Source organism: Variovorax sp. CCNWLW186 (assembly GCF_037203865.1).
Classification (GTDB): domain Bacteria; phylum Pseudomonadota; class Gammaproteobacteria; order Burkholderiales; family Burkholderiaceae_C; genus Variovorax.
Genome location: NZ_JBBCBO010000019.1, coordinates 79,648 through 96,854, shown reverse-complemented (window position 1 = coordinate 96,854; position 17,207 = coordinate 79,648). Strand labels below are relative to the sequence as shown.

16 protein-coding genes are annotated in these 17,207 nt (G+C 66.6%); 13 read left to right on the top strand and 3 right to left on the bottom strand.

Features of this window, described 5'->3' with window-relative positions; all coding sequences use genetic code 11:
* Nucleotides 1-35 precede the first annotated feature (35 nt).
* The 7 genes from V9K97_RS20705 to V9K97_RS20675 all read left to right on the top strand — a co-directional run bounded on the left by V9K97_RS20705 (nucleotide 36) and on the right by V9K97_RS20675 (nucleotide 9,559).
* Nucleotides 36-1,700, top strand: coding sequence for a hypothetical protein (locus V9K97_RS20705; RefSeq protein WP_337320328.1), 1,665 nt, complete (start codon nucleotides 36-38; stop codon nucleotides 1,698-1,700).
* 146 nt (nucleotides 1,701-1,846) lie between these two features.
* A complete protein-coding gene (locus V9K97_RS20700; protein ID WP_258503542.1) occupies nucleotides 1,847-2,620 on the top strand; it encodes an MHYT domain-containing protein in 774 nt (257 codons plus the stop codon).
* A 71-nt stretch (nucleotides 2,621-2,691) separates the two neighbouring features.
* Nucleotides 2,692-4,302, top strand: coding sequence for an acyl-CoA carboxylase subunit beta (locus V9K97_RS20695; protein ID WP_337320324.1), 1,611 nt, complete (start codon nucleotides 2,692-2,694; stop codon nucleotides 4,300-4,302).
* The gene (locus tag V9K97_RS20690) at nucleotides 4,299-6,248 is read left to right on the top strand and encodes an acetyl/propionyl/methylcrotonyl-CoA carboxylase subunit alpha (RefSeq protein ID WP_337320323.1); all 1,950 of its coding nucleotides are present in this window, start codon (nucleotides 4,299-4,301) and stop codon (nucleotides 6,246-6,248) included. The genes V9K97_RS20695 and V9K97_RS20690 overlap by 4 nt, the downstream gene beginning before the upstream one ends.
* A gap of 39 nt (nucleotides 6,249-6,287) precedes the next feature.
* Entirely contained in the window at nucleotides 6,288-7,202 is a 915-nt protein-coding gene (locus V9K97_RS20685; RefSeq protein WP_337320321.1) for an SDR family oxidoreductase, read from the top strand.
* A gap of 22 nt (nucleotides 7,203-7,224) precedes the next feature.
* Entirely contained in the window at nucleotides 7,225-8,385 is a 1,161-nt protein-coding gene (locus V9K97_RS20680; protein WP_337320319.1) for an acyl-CoA dehydrogenase family protein, read from the top strand.
* A gap of 7 nt (nucleotides 8,386-8,392) precedes the next feature.
* Nucleotides 8,393-9,559, top strand: coding sequence for an acyl-CoA dehydrogenase family protein (locus V9K97_RS20675; RefSeq protein WP_337320317.1), 1,167 nt, complete (start codon nucleotides 8,393-8,395; stop codon nucleotides 9,557-9,559).
* 11 nt (nucleotides 9,560-9,570) lie between these two features.
* On the opposite strand, the gene V9K97_RS20670 is transcribed toward V9K97_RS20675, so the two are convergent.
* On the bottom strand, nucleotides 9,571-10,842 hold the full coding sequence (locus tag V9K97_RS20670) for a DEAD/DEAH box helicase (protein ID WP_337320315.1): 1,272 nt from the start codon (nucleotides 10,840-10,842) through the stop codon (nucleotides 9,571-9,573).
* Nucleotides 10,843-10,916: 74 nt separating this feature from the next.
* On the opposite strand from V9K97_RS20670, the gene V9K97_RS20665 reads away from it, so the two are divergent.
* From V9K97_RS20665 to V9K97_RS20645, 5 genes are all read left to right on the top strand, one after another.
* Entirely contained in the window at nucleotides 10,917-11,282 is a 366-nt protein-coding gene (locus V9K97_RS20665) for a translation initiation factor Sui1 (protein WP_337320349.1), read from the top strand.
* Nucleotides 11,283-11,287: 5 nt separating this feature from the next.
* Entirely contained in the window at nucleotides 11,288-11,521 is a 234-nt protein-coding gene (locus V9K97_RS20660; RefSeq protein WP_126747804.1) for a DUF3820 family protein, read from the top strand.
* 181 nt (nucleotides 11,522-11,702) lie between these two features.
* Nucleotides 11,703-12,110: an RNA recognition motif domain-containing protein gene (locus V9K97_RS20655; protein WP_157611529.1), complete on the top strand. Its 408-nt coding sequence runs from the start codon at nucleotides 11,703-11,705 to the stop codon at nucleotides 12,108-12,110.
* 194 nt (nucleotides 12,111-12,304) lie between these two features.
* The gene (locus V9K97_RS20650; RefSeq protein WP_126747806.1) at nucleotides 12,305-12,793 is read left to right on the top strand and encodes a tripartite tricarboxylate transporter TctB family protein; all 489 of its coding nucleotides are present in this window, start codon (nucleotides 12,305-12,307) and stop codon (nucleotides 12,791-12,793) included.
* Between the two features lie 13 nt (nucleotides 12,794-12,806).
* Nucleotides 12,807-14,318, top strand: coding sequence for a tripartite tricarboxylate transporter permease (locus V9K97_RS20645; RefSeq protein ID WP_337310139.1), 1,512 nt, complete (start codon nucleotides 12,807-12,809; stop codon nucleotides 14,316-14,318).
* Between the two features lie 15 nt (nucleotides 14,319-14,333).
* On the opposite strand, the gene chrA is transcribed toward V9K97_RS20645, so the two are convergent.
* The gene (gene chrA / locus V9K97_RS20640) at nucleotides 14,334-15,689 is read right to left on the bottom strand and encodes a chromate efflux transporter (RefSeq protein ID WP_337320311.1); all 1,356 of its coding nucleotides are present in this window, start codon (nucleotides 15,687-15,689) and stop codon (nucleotides 14,334-14,336) included.
* A 21-nt stretch (nucleotides 15,690-15,710) separates the two neighbouring features.
* Nucleotides 15,711-16,469: a TSUP family transporter gene (locus tag V9K97_RS20635; protein ID WP_337320309.1), complete on the bottom strand. Its 759-nt coding sequence runs from the start codon at nucleotides 16,467-16,469 to the stop codon at nucleotides 15,711-15,713.
* Between the two features lie 425 nt (nucleotides 16,470-16,894).
* Between V9K97_RS20635 and V9K97_RS20630 the strand changes: the two genes are divergently transcribed.
* On the top strand, nucleotides 16,895-17,197 hold the full coding sequence (locus V9K97_RS20630) for a hypothetical protein (protein ID WP_337320308.1): 303 nt from the start codon (nucleotides 16,895-16,897) through the stop codon (nucleotides 17,195-17,197).
* Nucleotides 17,198-17,207 lie beyond the last annotated feature (10 nt).

Genomic DNA, 17,207 nt, shown 5'->3' with positions numbered 1-17,207 from the left:
CTAGACTGCGCGCGCAACCACAAGAAGGAGAAGGCATGCCCCGTCGCCTGTTGCGCGCTGCCGCCGCGCTGACCGCCACGCTCGCCCTGCTGGGCGCCTGCAGCACCGTTGTCGCACCGCCGCCCACCACCCGGCCCGCGTCATGGGCCGCACCCGAGGCGCTGGTGCCGCCGTCCTCCTTCTCGGGAGTGCACGGCTTGGCCATCGACCAGAAGGGCCGGCTGCTTGCCGGCTCCGTGCTCGGCAACACGCTGTGGGAGGTCGACCGCACCACCGGCGCGGCCAAGGTGCTGATCGACGCGCCCGAGGGCCAGGCGGACGACATCGCGGTCGGCCCCAAGGGCGAGCTGGCCTGGACCAACTACCTCATGGGCATGCTGCGCTACCGCGAGAGCGACGGCGCACCGATGCGCGTGCTCGCCAAGGACCTGCCCGGCCTCAACTCGCTCGACTTCGACCGCCGCAACAACAAGCTTTATGCCTCGCAGGTGTTCCTGGGCGATGCGCTCTGGGAGATCGACCGCGAAGGCCAGAAGCCGCCGCGGCTCATCAAGAAGGACATGGGCGGCTTCAACGGCTTCGAGGTCGGCCCGGACGGCATGCTCTACGGGCCGCTGTGGTTCAAGGGCCAGGTCGTGAAGATCGACCCGGCCAACGGCCAGATGACCGTGATTGCCGATGGCTTCAAGATTCCCGCGGCGGCCAATCTGGACGGCAAGGGCAACCTCTGGGTGGTCGATGCGCGCAGCGGCGAGCTGGTGCGCGTGGACCTGGCCACCGGCCGCAAGACCGTCGCGAAGCAGCTGCGCCCGTCGCTCGACAACCTGGCCATTGCGCGGGACACGCCCGATGGCACCATCTACATCTCGAACATGGCCAACAACGAGGTGCAGGCCTTCAACCCCGCCACCGGTGCGCTGCGCACGCTCACCAGCGGCAAGCTCGCGGCACCCGCGGGCCTCAAGATCGAAGGCCACACGCTCTGGGTGGCCGATGTGTTCGGCTTTCGCCAGGTGGATGTGCGTACCGGCGAAGTGCGCGACGTGTTCCGCATGCAGCGCGATCCGGACCTCGACTATCCCTTCGCCATCGGTCTCTCGGGCAAGCTGTTTGCGCTGACCTCGTGGTTCACAGGCACGGTGCAGCTGGTCGACCGCCAGACGCTGCGAACCGTCGAGACCATTCACGGATTGAAGGCGCCTTTCGACGCCCTGCCCATGGCCGACGGCAGCGTGATCTATGCCGAGATCGCCACCGGCAGCATCACGCGCGCCCGCGGTGCCAAGTTTGCAGACAAGCAAGTGCTCGCTAGCGGGCTGAGCGGCCCGGTGCAGATGATCATCGGCCAGGACGGCGCACTCTATGTGACCGAGGCGGCGGGCAAGCTGACCCGCATTCCGCTCGACGCGAGCGCACCGCTCCGTGCCATTGCCGAGGGACTGGCGCTGCCTGAAGGCCTGGCGCAAACGCCTTGGGGCAGCTTCATCGTGGCCGAGAGCGCGGCGCGCCGGCTGGTGGAAATCGACCCTGCGAACGGCTCGCGCCGCACCGTGGCGGAAAACCTGCCGATCGGCCTGGCCGCGGGCCCCGGATTGCCGCCGCCTTATGTGGTGACAGGCGTTGCCGTGGGCGGTGACGGAAGCATCTACGTGGCGGCCGACCGGAACAATGCGATCTACCGGATTCGGCCTCAACGATGAGGTGTGAGAAGGTAAACAAAACCGCACCAAATTCTGTTTACTTTTAAAAACAACTATTACAAACTCGTCCGCGAACGACTCGTTACAACCCTTTCCACACCCGATCCCACGGCGGTGAGTCGTTCTTTTTTCCAGGAGAACAAAGCATGACCCCCCTCGTTGTTGGCCAGTTGCTATCGCCCGAGTATTCGCTCGGCCTGGTGGCGCTCTCGTTCCTCATTTCGTTCGCGGGTTCTTTGGTGGCGCTGATCTGCGCAGGGCGCATGGTCGGGGCGGACGGTAAACCGAACCTGGCGGTGGTGGCTTGCGCCGCCGTGGCGCTGGGCGGCATCGGCATCTGGTCGATGCATTTCATCGGCATGCTGGCCTACCGGCTGCCGGTGGGCATTTCATACAACGTGCCGCTGACCGTCGTGTCCCTGGTGGCGGCCATCCTCATCTCCGGCATTGCGCTGTACCTGGCGGGCGGGCGAAGCAAATTCAGCAAGCCGGGCTGGCTGGCCGGCAGCCTGTTGGCGGGCCTGGGGGTGTGCGTGATGCACTACATGGGCATGTTTGCCATGAACATGCGCGCCTCGATGGATTTCGATCTCAACATCGTCGGCCTGTCCGTGGCCATTGCCATCACCGCCGCGGGCGCGGCCCTGTGGCTGGCCTTCAACCTGCGCCGGCTGAGCCACAAGGTGGCCGCCGCCGCGGTGATGGGCGTGGCGGTGTGCACCATGCATTACGTGGGCATGAGCGCCGCCAACATGATCTGCACTGCTGCCGCTCCGACCGATGCGCTCGCCATCGGCGGCAACTACATGGGCTTGTCGGTGTTCGGCACGGCCGGCGCGGTGCTGATCTTCATCTACTGGGTGATCACGGGCACCAGCCTGGACGCCCCCGCTGCGGCGCGGCGGGTCCGCACCAGCTAATTGGCGCAAGCCGGGCGCGAATCGGTGCCCTAGAGTCAGTGCAGAGCGAAAGCGATCTGCACTGACTCCTCATGCCCGCCATCGAATCCCGGCTGCACGCGGCCAGCGAATCCTTCCAGGCCCATCGCGCCGGCATGCTCGCGCTGCTTGCCGAGGTGCGGTCGCACGAGGCCCGCTCGGCGGCGGCCTCGAATGCCTCGGCCGAGCGCTTTGCCAGGCGCGGGCAGCTGCTGCCGCGCGAGCGCCTGGCGCTGCTGCTCGACACCGGCGCGCCCTTTCTGCCGCTGGCCTCGCTGGCCGGCCTGGGCCATGACCACCAGGACCTCGGCAGGAGCGTGCCCGGCGGCGGGGTGATCGCGGGCATTGGGCGGGTGGCCGGCGTGCGCTGCATGGTGAGCGCTTCCGACTCCGGCATCGACGCCGGCGCGCTGCAGCCGATGGGCTTGGACAAGCAGTTGCGCATGCAGGAGATCGCGCTCGAAAACAAGCTGCCCTATGTTCAGCTGGTGGAAAGCGCGGGCGCCAATCTCATGCAATACCGCGTGCAGGACTTCGTGCGCGGCGGCGGCATCTTTCGCAACCTGGCGCGGCTCTCGGCCGCCGGGCTGCCAGTGGTGACGGTGACGCACGGCTCCTCGACCGCGGGCGGCGCCTACCAGACGGGCCTTTCAGACTACATCGTGATGGTGCGGGACCGCACCCGCGCGTTCCTGGCCGGCCCGCCGCTGCTCAACGCCGCCACCGGCGAAATTGCCACCGAGGAAGAGCTGGGCGGCGCCGTGATGCACACGCACATCTCGGGGTTGGGCGACTACCTGGCGGAAGACGACCGCGACGCCATTCGCATCGCCCGCTCCATCTTGGGCGGCATCGACTGGACCCGCGACGAAGCCCCGCGCAAGTTTGCGCCGCCGCTCTATGAAGCCGAAGAACTGCTCGGCATCATGCCGGGCGACGGGCGCCGGCCGGTCGACATGCGCGAGGTGATTGCGCGCATTGCCGACGGCTCCGAGTTCCTCGAATTCAGCGAACACTACGGCAGCGCCACGGTGTGCGGCCACATGCGGCTCGAAGGCCATGCCGTGGGCATCGTCACCAACAACGGCCCCATCGACTCCGACGGCGCCACCAAGGCCACGCATTTCATCCAGGCCTGCTGCCAGTCGCGCACGCCCATCGTCTACCTGCAGAACATCACGGGCTACATGGTGGGCCGCGCGCATGAGGAGGCCGGCATCATCAAGCACGGCGCCAAGATGATCCAGGCGGTGACCAGCGCCACCGTGCCGCAGATCACGCTGCATTGCGGCGCCTCCTACGGCGCGGGCAACTACGGCATGTGCGGCCGCGGCTTCGCGCCGCGCTTCTGCTTTTCATGGCCGAACGCGCGCACTGCCGTGATGGGCGGCGAGCAGGCGGCAAGAACCATGGCCATCGTGATGGAAGCGGGCATGGCGCGCAAAGGTGCTGTCGATCACGCGAAGATCGATGCGATGCAGCAGCAGATCGTCGAGCGCTTCGATCGGCAGATGAGCGTGTTCACCACCAGCGCGCTGCTGCTGGACGACGGCGTGATCGACCCGCGCGACACGCGGGCGGTGCTGGCCGAAGTGCTCTCCGTCTGCCGCGATGCCGATACGCGCATGCCGCAGGCCATGCAGTTCTCGGTGGCGCGGCCATGAGCTTCAGCAAGATTCTGGTAGCCAACCGCGGCGAGATCGCGACCCGCGTGATGCGCACCGCGCGTGCCATGGGCTGCCGCACGGTGGCCGTGTATTCGACGGCCGACGCCGATGCGGAGCATGTGCGCCAGGCCGACCAGTCGGTGTTGATCGGCGAATCGCTGCCCGCGCAGAGCTACCTGAACATTGCAGCCATCGTCGATGCCGCGCGTGCGAGCGGCGCGCAAGCGGTGCATCCGGGCTACGGCTTTCTCGCCGAGAACGCGGCGTTCGCACAGGCCTGCCGCGATGCGGGCCTCGTCTTCATCGGCCCCTCGCCCGAAGCCATTCGCGCAATGGGCGACAAGGCCGGCGCGAAGCGGCTGATGCAGGCGGCCGGCGTGCCGTGTATTCCGGGCTACCAAGGGGAAGACCAGAGCCAGTCCACGCTCGCCGCCGAAGCCGCGCGCATCGGCTGGCCCGTGATGATCAAGGCAACGGCCGGCGGCGGCGGACGCGGCATGCGCCTGGTGCCATCGGCCGCGGCCTTCGCCGAACTGCTGCAGAGCGCGCAATCGGAAGCGCTCAATGCCTTCGGCGATGCGGCCGTGATCCTGGAGCGCGCCATCGTGGCGCCGCGCCACATCGAGATCCAGGTGTTCGCCGACCGGCACGGCAACGCCATTCACCTGGGCGAGCGCGACTGCTCGGTGCAGCGGCGGCACCAGAAGGTGATCGAAGAGTCGCCCTCGCCGGCCGTTTCCGCAGCGTTGCGCGAACGCATGGGCGCAACGGCGGTCGCCGCCGCAAAGGCCATCGGCTATGAAGGTGCGGGCACGCTCGAGTTCTTGCTCGATGCCGACGGCCGCTACTGGTTCATGGAAATGAACACGCGGCTGCAGGTGGAGCATCCGGTGACCGAAGCGGTGACGGGGCTCGACCTGGTCGAGCTGCAGTTGCGCATCGCGGCCGGGGAACCGCTACCACTTGCGCAACAGGATGTGCGCATGAGCGGCCACGCGATCGAAGTGCGCCTGTGCGCCGAAGATCCGCGGCAAGGCTTTCTGCCGCAAAGCGGCACGCTCGCCGCGTGGCGGCCATCGCCAACTTTGCGCACCGAACACGCGCTGCGCGACGGCGCTGCGGTGCCGCCGTACTACGACTCGATGATCGCCAAGCTCGTGGCACACGGCCGCACGCGCGACGAAGTCCGGCAACGGCTATTGGCGGGCCTGCAAGACACGGTGGCACTGGGCCTTGCCACGAACCAGCAGCTGCTGCAGCGCGCACTGGCGCATCCGGTGTTCGAAAGCGGTGCGGCGACCACCGCATTCATCGCCGAACAGCTCGACGGCTTGCTCGCACCCTACGACGCGGCCGAAGCGCGCGCCACGTTGCTCGCTGCGCTGTTGCTCCAGCTCGGAGAGCACGGCTGGCCCTCGCCGCTCGCCCACCGGTTGCCGAATGCATTGCGCTTCGCGCTCGACGGAATGAACTGCCAGGCGCGCGTGCAGCCTCTTGGCGCAGCCCGCTTCGACATTTGCATCGGCGACCAGGCGCCCGTACGGATCGACTTGCTTGCGCTGCCTGGCGAAGGGCATGTGCGCTTCTGTTGCAACGGGTTGGCCGAGCAAGCGGTGGTGGCGCACGGACCGGCGGGCCGCCTCTTCTTTCACTTTCGCGGGCGGCCGTTTCAGCTCGACAACCTCACCCATGTCGCTGTCGCGCGCGAGGGTGTTGCTGCCGCCGACGGGCTGCTGCGCGCCTCGATGAACGGCCGCGTCATCGCGCTGCTGGCGGCGGAGGGCGACACCGTGGCCGCCGGCCAGCCGCTCGTCACGCTCGAGGCCATGAAGATGGAACATGTGCACTGCGCGCCGCGTGCCGGTCGGCTGGCCGCGCTGCATGTGGCCGTCGGCGCACAGGTGGCCGCGCGCCATGTGGTGGCGGAAATAGCCGATGCCTGACAACGCTGCTTCTGCGCAGATTTTGTTGAAAGCCGTCCGATGAACTCGCCCTCCCGGTACCGCTCCGTTTTTTCGCCCGGCGTTTTTGCCGGCCAGGTGATCGTCGTCACCGGCGGCGGCTCCGGCATCGGGCGCTGCACGGCGCATGAACTCGCTTCGCTCGGCGCTCAGGTGGTGCTGGTCGGCCGCAATGCAGAGAAGCTCGAGTCGGTGCGGGCCGAAATCATCGATGACGGCGGCAAGGCGAGCACGCAGCCCTTCGACATCCGGCAGGAAGAGGCCGTGCGCAGCGCGGTGGCTGCGATCGTGGCCGCGCACGGACGCATCGACGGGCTGGTGAACAACGCGGGCGGCCAGTACATCACGCCACTCGCGGCCATTTCGACCAAGGGATGGGAGGCGGTGATCCATACCAATCTCACGGGCGGTTTTCTCGTGGCACGCGAATGCTTTCTGCAGAGCATGCAGGCGCATGGCGGCGCCATCGTCAACATCGTGGCCGACATGTGGGGCTCGATGCCCAGCATGGGCCACAGCGGCGCGGCGCGCGCGGGCATGGTGAGCTTTACCGAGACCGCCGCGCTCGAATGGGCCGCGAGCGGCGTGCGCGTGAATGCCGTGGCGCCGGGCTACATCGCATCGAGCGGCATGGACCACTACCCGCCCGAAGCAGGCGACATGCTGCGCGCGATGCGCGGCACGGTGCCTGCGGGCCGCTTCGGGAACGAGGCCGAGACCTCCGCCGCCATCGCCTTTTTGTTAAGCCCCGCCGCCAGCTTCATCAGCGGCAGCGTGCTTCGCGTGGATGGCGCGCGGCCGCAGGTGCGCATGGGCTGGCCGATGGCACTGCCGGACAAAGAGACGCAGCAGCGCGTGGCGGTGCGGCCCTTCGACGGTTTTCACCGGGCGCAGACGCCGCGTGTCTTCAAGAACGCCGACGAACCGAACGACTGACTGACTGACTGGAGACAACCGCATGCAGTACACCCACGAGCACCTCGAGATTCAAAAGACGCTGCGCCGCTTCATCGACGAAGAGATCAATCCGCATGTCGACGCATGGGAAGAAGCCGAGATTTTTCCCGCGCACGAGGTCTTCAAGAAGCTCGGCAACCTGGGCATGCTGGGCCTGAACAAGCCCGAAGCCTTCGGCGGCGCCGGGCTCGACTATTCGTATGCGATGGCCATGGCCGAGGCGCTGGGGCACGTGAACTGCGGCGGCGTGCCGATGGCGATTGGCGTGCAGACGGACATGTGCACGCCCGCGCTCGCGCGCTTCGGCAGCGACGAACTGCGGCGCGAGTTCCTGGCACCTGCCATCGCGGGCGACATGGTCGGCTGCATCGGCGTGAGCGAGCCCGGCGCGGGCAGCGACGTGGCGGGCCTGAAGAGCCATGCGCGCAAGGACGGCGGCGACTACCTCATCAGCGGCCAGAAGATGTGGATCACCAACAGCCTGCAAGCCGACTGGATGTGCATGCTGGTCAACACCGGCGATGGACCCGTGCATCGCAACAAGTCGCTCGTGATGGTGCCGATGGGCAGCCCCGGCATCGAGAAGGCGAACAAAATCCGCAAGATCGGCATGCACTCGAGCGACACGGGGCTCATCTACTTCGACAACGTGCGCGTGCCCCAGCGCTATCGCATCGGCGAGGAAGGACAGGGCTTCGTCTATCAGATGCAGCAGTTCCAGGAAGAGCGGCTGTGGGCTGCCGCGAGCTCGCTCCAACCGATGGAAGACTGCATTGCGCAGACCATCGGATGGGCGCAGGAGCGCAAGATGTTCGGCGCCACGCTGGCCGACCAGCAGTGGGTGCAGTTCAAGCTCGCCGAGCTCAAGACCGAAGTGGAGGCGCTGCGCGCCCTCACCTACCGCGCCTGCGACCTGCATGTGCAGGGCCAGGACGTGCTCGAGCTGGCATCGATGGCCAAGCTCAAGACCGGCCGGCTCACGCGGCAGGTGGCCGACACCTGCCTGCAGTTCTGGGGCGGTATGGGCTTCACGCTCGAGAACCGCGTCTCGCGCCTTTACCGCGACGGGCGTCTCGGCTCGATCGGCGGGGGCGCGGACGAGGTGATGCTCGGCATCCTCGCCAAGACGATGGGCATCGCCAAGCGACCACCGCGCGGCTGAAGCGCACATGGACGCCGAACTGCAAGCCGACCGCGCGGCCCTCGCCGACACGGTGCGGCGCTTTGCCGAAGACGAGATCGCGCCGCACGTGCAGGCCTGGGAAGACGCGGGCGAGTTTCCCCGCGCGCTGTATGCGCGTGCGGCGGAGCTGGGTTTGCTGGGCCTCGGCTACCCCGAGTCGCTGGGCGGCACACCGGCGTCCTATGCACTCAAGCTGCCGGCGTGGATCGCGCTCGCGCGCCACGGCAAGAGCGGCGGCGTGCTCGCCAGCCTGTTCTCGCACAACATCGGCCTGCCGCCGGTGGTGCTGCATGCAAGCGACGCGGTGTGCGGCGAGGTCGTGCCGCCGGTGCTGCGCGGCGAGAAGATCGCCGCGCTCGCCATCACCGAGCCCGGCGGTGGTTCCGACGTGGCGGCGCTGCACACCACGGCGCACCGCGACGGCGAACACTACGTGGTGAACGGCGAAAAGACCTTCATCACCTCGGGCATGCGGGCCGACTGGATCACGGTGGCGGTGCGCACCGGCGAAGAGCGCGGCGCCCGCGGCATCTCGATGCTGCTGGTGCCCGGCGACACACCCGGCCTCACGCGCACTCGCCTCGCGAAGATGGGCTGGCTGTGCTCCGACACCGCGCAACTGCACTTCGACAACGTGCGCGTGCCTGCACGCTACCTGCTCGGCAGCGAAGGCGCGGGCTTTCGCATGGTCATGGGCAACTTCAACGGCGAACGCATCGGGCTGGCGGCGGGCGCACTCGGCTTTGCGCAGGCCTGCCTCGACGAGGCGCTGGCCTGGTCTCAGGAGCGCAAGACCTTCGGCGCCGCGCTCATCGAGCACCAGGCGGTGCGCCACAAGCTGGTCGACATGCAGATGCGCATTGCGTCCACCGAGACTTGGATCGAGGCTGTATCAGCGCAAGGCGATGCGTGCGAAGCGGAGGGCCGCTTCAACGCGCCCGAGTGGGTCGCGCAGGTTTGCATGCTCAAGAATCACGCGACGCAAACCATGCAGTTCTGTGCCGACCAGGCCGTGCAGATCCTGGGCGGCATGGGTTTCATGCGCGGCACCGTCAGTGAACGCATCTACCGCGAAGTGAAGGTGATGATGATCGGCGGCGGCGCCGAAGAGATCATGAAGGAGCTGGCTGCGCGGCAGCTGGGCTGGCTTTAGGCCCCGGGGCTTCAGTCGTTCTGCTCGCCGTCGCCCTGCCGCGTCGCGGCCAGTGCGTTTGCGGCACGCAGCTTGTCCTTCTTGCTCGGCCGCTTGCCCTTGATGCCGCCGGTGCCCGAGGCATCGACCATCGGCACGGGGGCTTCAGTCGGCTCGAAGCCTTCGATGCGTTCGCGTGGGAGGCTGAGGCCCTGGCGTTTTTCGATCAGGCGAAAGTGCGCCTCGGTCGCAGCGCTCACAAAGCTGATCGCCAGCCCGCTTTCGCCGGCACGGCCGGTGCGGCCGATGCGGTGGATGTAGTCGGTGGGCGAGCGCGGCAGGTCGTAGTTGATGACGACCGGCAGCTGTGCAATGTCGATGCCGCGTGCGGCCAGGTCGGTGGCAATCACCACGTCCCAGCGGCTCTCCTTGAACTGCGCGAGGATGCCGGCGCGCGTGCCCTGTGCAATGTCTCCGTGGAAGGGCACCGCATAGACACCGTTCTTGTAGAGCTTCTCGGCCACGGTCTGGGCCGCATGCTGCGTGGCGACGAAGACCAGCACGCGGTCCCACTCGTTCTCCTTCAGCAAGTGACGAAGCAGCTGCGTGCGGCGGTTGGCGTCGACCTCGATCACGCGCTGCACGATGGCGGGCTCGGTGCCGGGCTCGCCCTGCACGTCGATCACCGCCGGGTCGCGCAGCGCGCTGTCGGCCAGCGCCTGGATGGCGGCCGGGAAGGTGGCCGAGAACAGCAGGTTCTGACGCTGCGCCGGCAGCAGCGCGAGGATGCGGCCCAGCTCCTCGGCAAAGCCAAGGTCGAACAGCCGGTCGGCCTCGTCGAGCACGAGCATGGAAACCGCATTGAGCTTGAGCGCGTTGTGGTCCACCAGGTCGAGCAACCGGCCCGGCGTGGCCACCACGATGTCGGCGCCGCCGCGCAGGCTCATCATCTGCGGGTTGATCGACACGCCGCCGAAGGCAATCGCGATCTTGAGCCGCTCGGGCAGGTGCTGCGCAAGGCTGCGCATGGTTTCGCCCACTTGGGCGGCGAGTTCGCGCGTGGGCACGAGCACCAGCGCGCGCACGCGGCGCGGCGACGTGGCACGTTCGGCCGCCAGGCGCTGCAGCAGCGGCAGGGAAAATGCGGCGGTCTTGCCGGAGCCGGTCTGCGCCGAGCCCCGCACGTCGCGGCCTTGCAGAATTGCGGGAATGGCCGCGGCCTGGATGGCGGTCGGGGCGGCATAGCCGCTTTCGGCGGCAGCCTGCACGAGCGCGGGGGCCAGGCCCAGTGAGTCGAATGGCATGTGAGCAGACAGAGAAAGATGAACCGGGAACCAACAGGAACCGAAGCGTTGAAGAAGAGATCGACCGAATGACGATGAAGAGCAATCAGTCCACAGCCCTGGTGTATTCCACCGAAGCCGGAGGCCGCATGTGCCCCGAGTGCCGCGCGCCGATTGCGCAGTGCCGCTGCAAGGAGCTCAAGGCGCGCGTTCCGGCCACTGACGGCATTGTGCGTGTATCGCACGAGACCAAGGGCCGCAAAGGCAAGGGCGTGACGGTGGTCAAGGGCTTGGCGCTCGATGCGGCCGCGCTCGCGGCCACGGGCAAGCAGCTCAAGACGGCCTGCGGCACGGGCGGCACGGTGAAGGACGGCACCATCGAAATCCAGGGCGACCACCGCGAACTGGTGATCGCGGCCCTCACAAAGCAAGGCCACGTGGTCAAGCGCGCCGGGGGCTGAACCTCATGAAACCCGAAGACCTGCAGCGCCTCGTCACGCTCGAAATGCCTTTCGGCAAGCACAAGGGCACCTTGATTGCGGATTTACCCGGCAATTATCTGAATTGGTTCGCACGCGAGGGTTTTCCCGCAGGTGAAATCGGGCGGCTGCTCCATTTGATGCATGAAATAGACCACAACGGGCTCTCCGGCCTTCTGCAACCGTTGCGAAACCGCCCTCCAAGGCGTGATGTTTCGTAAGAAGAGCGAATTTCATCACCCTTTTTCCAGATCGCATTGATAATCGTGCCTACGTGTCTGTGAGCTTGCCTCCCGTGCACGTAATTCGGTGATCGGTCAGTTTCGCGCCACAGCGCATTTGTTTGTTGTGATTCTGGGACTCCATCGCTTTGTTTTGTTGGTTTGAATTAGGAGTCCCTCAATGGGCAAGAAACTCTACGTAGGCAACCTCGCCTACTCTGTGCGTGACAACGACCTGGAACAGGCTTTCGGCGAGTTCGGCTCGATCGTCAGCGCCAAGGTCATGATGGAACGCGACACCGGCCGCTCCAAGGGCTTCGGCTTCGTGGAAATGGGCACCGACGCTGAAGCGCTGGCAGCCGTTGAAGCCATGAACGGCCATTCGCTCCAGGGCCGCGCCCTGACCGTGAACGAAGCACGTCCGATGGAAGCTCGTCCCCCCCGTACCGGTGGTGGCGGCGGCTACGGCGGCGGCGGCGGTGGTGGTTACGGCGGTGGTGGCGGCGGCGGCTACGGTGGTGGCGGCGGTGGCCGCAGCGGTGGTGGCGGTGGCTATGGCGGCGGCGGCGGTGGTCGCGGCGGCTACTAAGCCCTTCCCCCGAGACCTCGCTCTCAAATAAAAAAGCTCCTTCGGGAGCTTTTTTCGTTTCTGCGCCCCACGCTCCGCCTGAGCTCCGCGCAAGGCCTGGGCACCCTTGTACGCATTTGTCCTTACCGCGCCGGTCAGCCCAAGGTCAGCCGCGGGCGACGACCCTCACCCGTCCAATCAAGAGGGTCGAGACAATGCGCATAAAGAGTCAGGCTGACTTCTTTTCAGGAGTCATGTTCACAAGTGTCGGCGGCGCTTTCGCCATTGGCGCCACCACCTACACCATCGGAGACGGGGCCCGCATGGGCCCCGGCTACTTTCCGCTGATGCTGGGCATTTTGCTGGCGGTGCTCGGCGGGGCCATCATGTTCCAGGCCATGGTGGTCGAAACCGCCGGCGGCGACCCGATCGGCAAATGGGCCTGGAAGCCGCTGGCCTTCGTGCTGGGCGCCAACCTGGCCTTCGGCGTGCTGCTCGGCGGACTGCCGAGCATCGGCCTTCCCGCCATGGGGATGATCGTCGCGATCTACGCGCTCACCATCATCTCGAGCATGGCGGGCGAACACTTCAAGCTGCGCGACGTGCTGGTGCTCTCCACCATCCTGGCGGCCGGCAGCTACGTGGCCTTCATCTGGGCGCTGAAGCTGCAGATCCAGGTCTGGCCTACTTTCATTTCGGGTTGAGGAGCACACCGCCATGGAACTGTTCCACAACCTTGCGACCGGCTTCGGCGTCGCCTTCACTTTCACCAACCTGCTGTATTGCCTGGTCGGATGCATCCTGGGCACGCTGATCGGCGTGCTGCCGGGCATCGGTCCGGTTGCGACCATCGCGATGCTGCTGCCCGCAACGTATGCGCTGCCGCCCGTATCGGCACTGATCATGCTGGCAGGCATCTACTACGGCGCGCAATACGGCGGCTCGACCACTGCGATCCTGGTGAACCTGCCCGGGGAATCGTCCTCCGTGGTCACCTGCATCGACGGATACCAAATGGCAAGGCAGGGCCGCGCGGGGCCCGCGCTCGCCGCGGCGGGCCTGGGGTCGTTCTTTGCGGGTTGCGTGGGTACGCTGATCCTGGCTGCCTTTGCGCCGCCGCTCACCGAGCTGGCCTTCAAGTTCGGCCCGGCCGAGTACTTCTCGTTGATGACGCTGGGCCTCATCGGCGCCGTGGTGCTGGCCTCGGGTTCGCTGCTCAAGGCGGTGGCCATGATCGTGCTCGGCCTGCTGCTCGGTATCGTCGGCACCGACGTCAATTCGGGCGTGGCGCGTTTCAGCTTCGACATCCCCGAGCTCACCGATGGCATCGGCTTCGTGGTGATTGCCATGGGCGTGTTCGGCTATGGCGAAATCATCGGCAACCTCTCGCAGCCCGACGACGAGCGCGAGGTGTTCACGCACAAGGTGAAGGGCCTGTGGCCCACCAAGGACGACTTCAAGCGCATGACGCCCGCGGTGCTGCGCGGCACGGCGCTGGGTTCGGCGCTCGGCATCCTGCCCGGCGGCGGCGCGCTGCTGGCGGCCTTTGCGGCCTATGCGCTCGAGAAGAAGATCAAGATGCGCCCGGGCGAAGTGCCCTTTGGCAAGGGCAACATCCGCGGCGTGGCATCGCCTGAATCGGCGAACAACGCGGGCGCGCAGACCTCGTTCATTCCGCTGCTCACGCTGGGCATTCCGCCCAACGCGGTCATGGCGCTGATGGTGGGCGCGATGACCATCCACAACATCCAGCCGGGCCCGCAGGTGATGACCAGCAACCCGGAACTGTTCTGGGGGCTGATCGCCTCGATGTGGATCGGCAACGCGATGCTGATCGTGCTGAACCTGCCGCTGATCGGCATGTGGATCAAGCTCCTGACGGTGCCTTACAAGTTCCTGTTCCCTGCCATCGTGCTGTTCTGCGCGATTGGCGTGTACTCGACCAACAACAACACCTTCGACATCTGGATGGTGGCGGCCTTCGGCTTCATCGGCTACCTGTTCATCAAGCTCAAGACCGAGCCTGCGCCGTTGCTGCTGGGCTTCATCCTCGGGCCGATGATGGAAGAAAACCTGCGCCGCGCGCTGCTGCTGTCGCGCGGCACCTGGAGCGTGTTCGTCACGCGGCCGCTGTCGGCGGGCTTGCTGGTCGCGGCGGCGTTGCTGCTCGGCATTGTGCTATTGCCGTCGATCAAGGCGAAACGCGAAGAAGCCTTCGTCGAGGAATAAGCCAACCCCAAGCCGTCAGCGCATGAGCAGTTGCCACGCCATGCCGGCCAACGCGGAAGCGAGCACCACCGGAATCACGCCGGCCTTGAAACGAAAGAGCGCGATGGCTGCGAGAACGCCGATGACGGCGGAGGGAAATTCGAAGGGCCCTGGCAAGCCCTTCGGCCAGAGCACGTGGTAGGCGAAGAAGACCGCCAGGTTGACGATCACGCCGACCACGGCCGCGGTAATGGCGGTGAGCGGGGCAGTGAACTTCAGGTTGCCGTGGGTCGACTCGATGAAGGGGCCACCCAGCAGAATGAACAGGAACGACGGCAGGAAGGTGAAGAAGGTCACCACCGTCGCGCCCGCCACGCCGGCCGCGAACAGCGCATGGGGGCCGAACAGCGCCTGGCCCCACGCGCCGACGAAGCCCACGAACGACACCACCATGATCAAGGGGCCGGGCGTGGTTTCTCCGAGCGCGAGGCCGTCGATCATCTGCGTGGCGGTAAGCCAGTGGTAGTGGTCGACCGCGCCCTGGAACACATAGGGCAGCACCGCATAGGCGCCGCCGAAGGTCAGCAGTGCCGCCTTGGTGAAGAACCAGCCCATCTGGGTGAGCGCGCCGCTCCATCCGTACAGCGCCGTGAGCGCGCCCAGCGCGCCGAGCCACAGCAGGAAGAACACCGCAAGCACGCGCGCGAAGCGGCCCCAGCTGAAAAGGGCGTGCGGCGGCGTGGGCATGTCGTCGTCGATCAGCGCCGGGCCGGCCGAGCCCGCTGCGGCACCGTGCCCGCCGCCCGGCGTGAAGTACGCCGGCGCGAACCGGCTGCCTAAGTACCCGATGACCCCTGCGGACAGCACGATGATCGGAAACGGCAACTGCAGCGCAAAGATCGCGACAAAGGCGGCAACGGCAATCGCCCAGAGCCATGGGTTCTTGAGCACCCGCGAGCCGATGCGCCACGCCGCGAACAGCACGATGGCCGTGACCGCGGGCTTCACGCCGTACAGCAAGCCCGCCACCGCCGGCACGTGGCCGTAGGCCATGTACGCCCATGACAGCCCGATCAGGATGAAGAGCGAAGGCAGCACGAAGAGCACGCCCGCCGCAAGGCCGCCCCAGGTGCGGTGCATGAGCCAGCCGATGTAGGTGGCAAGCTGCTGCGCTTCGGGGCCGGGCAGCAGCATGCAGTAGTTGAGCGCATGCAGAAAGCGCTTTTCCGAGATCCAGCGCCGGCGCTCCACCAGCTCCTGGTGCATGAGCGCGATCTGCCCCGCCGGGCCGCCAAAGCTGATGAAGCCGAGCTTGAGCCAATAGGCGAAGGCCTGCCAGAAGCTGACGGCTGCGGGGCGTTCAACGGGTACAGCGGACTCTGGCAATGCCATGAATGAGACTTTCTCGTTGTGCTATTTCAGGAATGCGTCATAGGCGGTCTTCAGGATGAGCGCGCTCACCACCACGATGAAGACCACCCGCACGAAGCCCGCTCCATGCTTCAGCGCAACACGCGTGCCCAGCAGGCTGCCCGCCACGTTGGCCACCGCCATCACCAGCCCATAGTGCCACCACACATGCCCCTTGAGCGCGAGCAGCAGCAGGGCCGCGGCGTTGGTGAGCGTGTTGATGATCTTCGCCGACGCAGAAGCATTCAGGAAGTCGTAGCCCATCCAGCGCACGAACAAAAAGACGAGAAAGCTGCCCGCCCCGGGCCCGAAGAAGCCGTCGTAAAAGCCGATCGACAGGCCGATGGCGCAGGCCGCCAGCGTTTCGGCTCGGCCGCTGAAGCGCGGCACGTGGTGGCGGCCCAGGTCCTTGCGCGCCAGCGTGTAGAGCAGCACGCCAAGCAGCACGATGGGGAGCGCCCGCCGCAGGAAGTCGCCCGGAAACAGGGTCACGCCCCAGGCGCCGAGCATCGACCCCGCGAATCCGAGCAGGGCGGCCGGCCACAAAGCGCCCCAGCGCATCTGCACCCGCTGGCTGAACTGGGCGGCCGCGGCACCCGTGCCCCAAATAGAAGCGCTTTTGTTGGTGCCCAGCAACGTGGCCGGCGGCGCGCCCGGAAACACGGCGAAGAGCGCCGGCACAAGGATCAAACCGCCGCCGCCCACGATCGAATCGACAAACCCTGCGAGCAGCGAAGCGCCCGTGACCACCAGCATTTCCATGCCTGGATTGTCGCACCCGAGGCGCTACCAAAAGAGGAGCTTCGATGAAAGGCAGGGCGGGCCTGCAAGCTCGCTTGCGCCAGTCAGGAATCGACAGGCGAAGGGGCTGCGCCGGGCAATAAAAAAGGCGCCGACCAGCGGCGCCTTTCAAGTTCAAACACGGCTTCTCGAACGGAAGCCTTGAAGAATTTTTCTTGTAGACCGAATTTTGTCTCCTCGGACCCTCGGCAGCACGAGCTTGGCCCGTTCGCGAGTGGGCAGACTTTAGGCGGTGCACCGGGCCAGTGCATTGGGAATTACCCGCTTTGCCTTACCTGCGAAGACCTGTTGGCAAACAAAAGTGTTTCGGAGCGTTAACAACGCGGCCCCAAGGTGGCACGACTTGTGCACGCAAGCGATTGAGCCATCCGTGGAGGGACCGCGCCATGTCCATGTCCGAAAGCGAACGCATTGCCCTTGCCGCGCGCCTGCACGTGGCGCTGCGGCGAAAGCACGGGCGCGTGACCGACACCGAATGGATGGCCACCAATGCCGAGTACGCCGCCGAGATCGTGCGCATGACGCGCGCACATGCCGCGGAAACCAAGGACGAGGATCTCTACCTGCTCGCCACCCGCCTCGAACAAGCCATGGAGCCGTTGGCGCGCGCCGCACGGCTGGCGGCGCGTGGGGCGTCTAACGGCAATCCGCCGAACCCGCTGGCGCGCTATGTGGGCGGGACCCGCTGACGGATCACAC

Excerpts from the sequence above, each read along its gene's own strand:
- V9K97_RS20635 (WP_337320309.1), bottom strand. The coding sequence starts at position 16,469 with ATGGAAATGCTGGTGGTCACGGGCGCTTCGCTGCTCGCAGGGTTTGTC.
- chrA (WP_337320311.1), bottom strand. The coding sequence starts at position 15,689 with ATGGCATTGCCAGAGTCCGCTGTACCCGTTGAACGCCCCGCAGCCGTC.
- V9K97_RS20690 (WP_337320323.1), top strand. The coding sequence starts at position 4,299 with ATGAGCTTCAGCAAGATTCTGGTAGCCAACCGCGGCGAGATCGCGACC.
- V9K97_RS20670 (WP_337320315.1), bottom strand. The coding sequence starts at position 10,842 with ATGCCATTCGACTCACTGGGCCTGGCCCCCGCGCTCGTGCAGGCTGCC.
- V9K97_RS20680 (WP_337320319.1), top strand. The coding sequence starts at position 7,225 with ATGCAGTACACCCACGAGCACCTCGAGATTCAAAAGACGCTGCGCCGC.
- V9K97_RS20705 (WP_337320328.1), top strand. The coding sequence starts at position 36 with ATGCCCCGTCGCCTGTTGCGCGCTGCCGCCGCGCTGACCGCCACGCTC.
- V9K97_RS20650 (WP_126747806.1), top strand. The coding sequence starts at position 12,305 with ATGCGCATAAAGAGTCAGGCTGACTTCTTTTCAGGAGTCATGTTCACA.
- V9K97_RS20660 (WP_126747804.1), top strand. The coding sequence starts at position 11,288 with ATGAAACCCGAAGACCTGCAGCGCCTCGTCACGCTCGAAATGCCTTTC.
- V9K97_RS20665 (WP_337320349.1), top strand. The coding sequence starts at position 10,917 with ATGAAGAGCAATCAGTCCACAGCCCTGGTGTATTCCACCGAAGCCGGA.
- V9K97_RS20685 (WP_337320321.1), top strand. The coding sequence starts at position 6,288 with ATGAACTCGCCCTCCCGGTACCGCTCCGTTTTTTCGCCCGGCGTTTTT.
- V9K97_RS20675 (WP_337320317.1), top strand. The coding sequence starts at position 8,393 with ATGGACGCCGAACTGCAAGCCGACCGCGCGGCCCTCGCCGACACGGTG.
- V9K97_RS20645 (WP_337310139.1), top strand. The coding sequence starts at position 12,807 with ATGGAACTGTTCCACAACCTTGCGACCGGCTTCGGCGTCGCCTTCACT.
- V9K97_RS20695 (WP_337320324.1), top strand. The coding sequence starts at position 2,692 with ATGCCCGCCATCGAATCCCGGCTGCACGCGGCCAGCGAATCCTTCCAG.
- V9K97_RS20700 (WP_258503542.1), top strand. The coding sequence starts at position 1,847 with ATGACCCCCCTCGTTGTTGGCCAGTTGCTATCGCCCGAGTATTCGCTC.
- V9K97_RS20655 (WP_157611529.1), top strand. The coding sequence starts at position 11,703 with ATGGGCAAGAAACTCTACGTAGGCAACCTCGCCTACTCTGTGCGTGAC.
- V9K97_RS20630 (WP_337320308.1), top strand. The coding sequence starts at position 16,895 with ATGTCCATGTCCGAAAGCGAACGCATTGCCCTTGCCGCGCGCCTGCAC.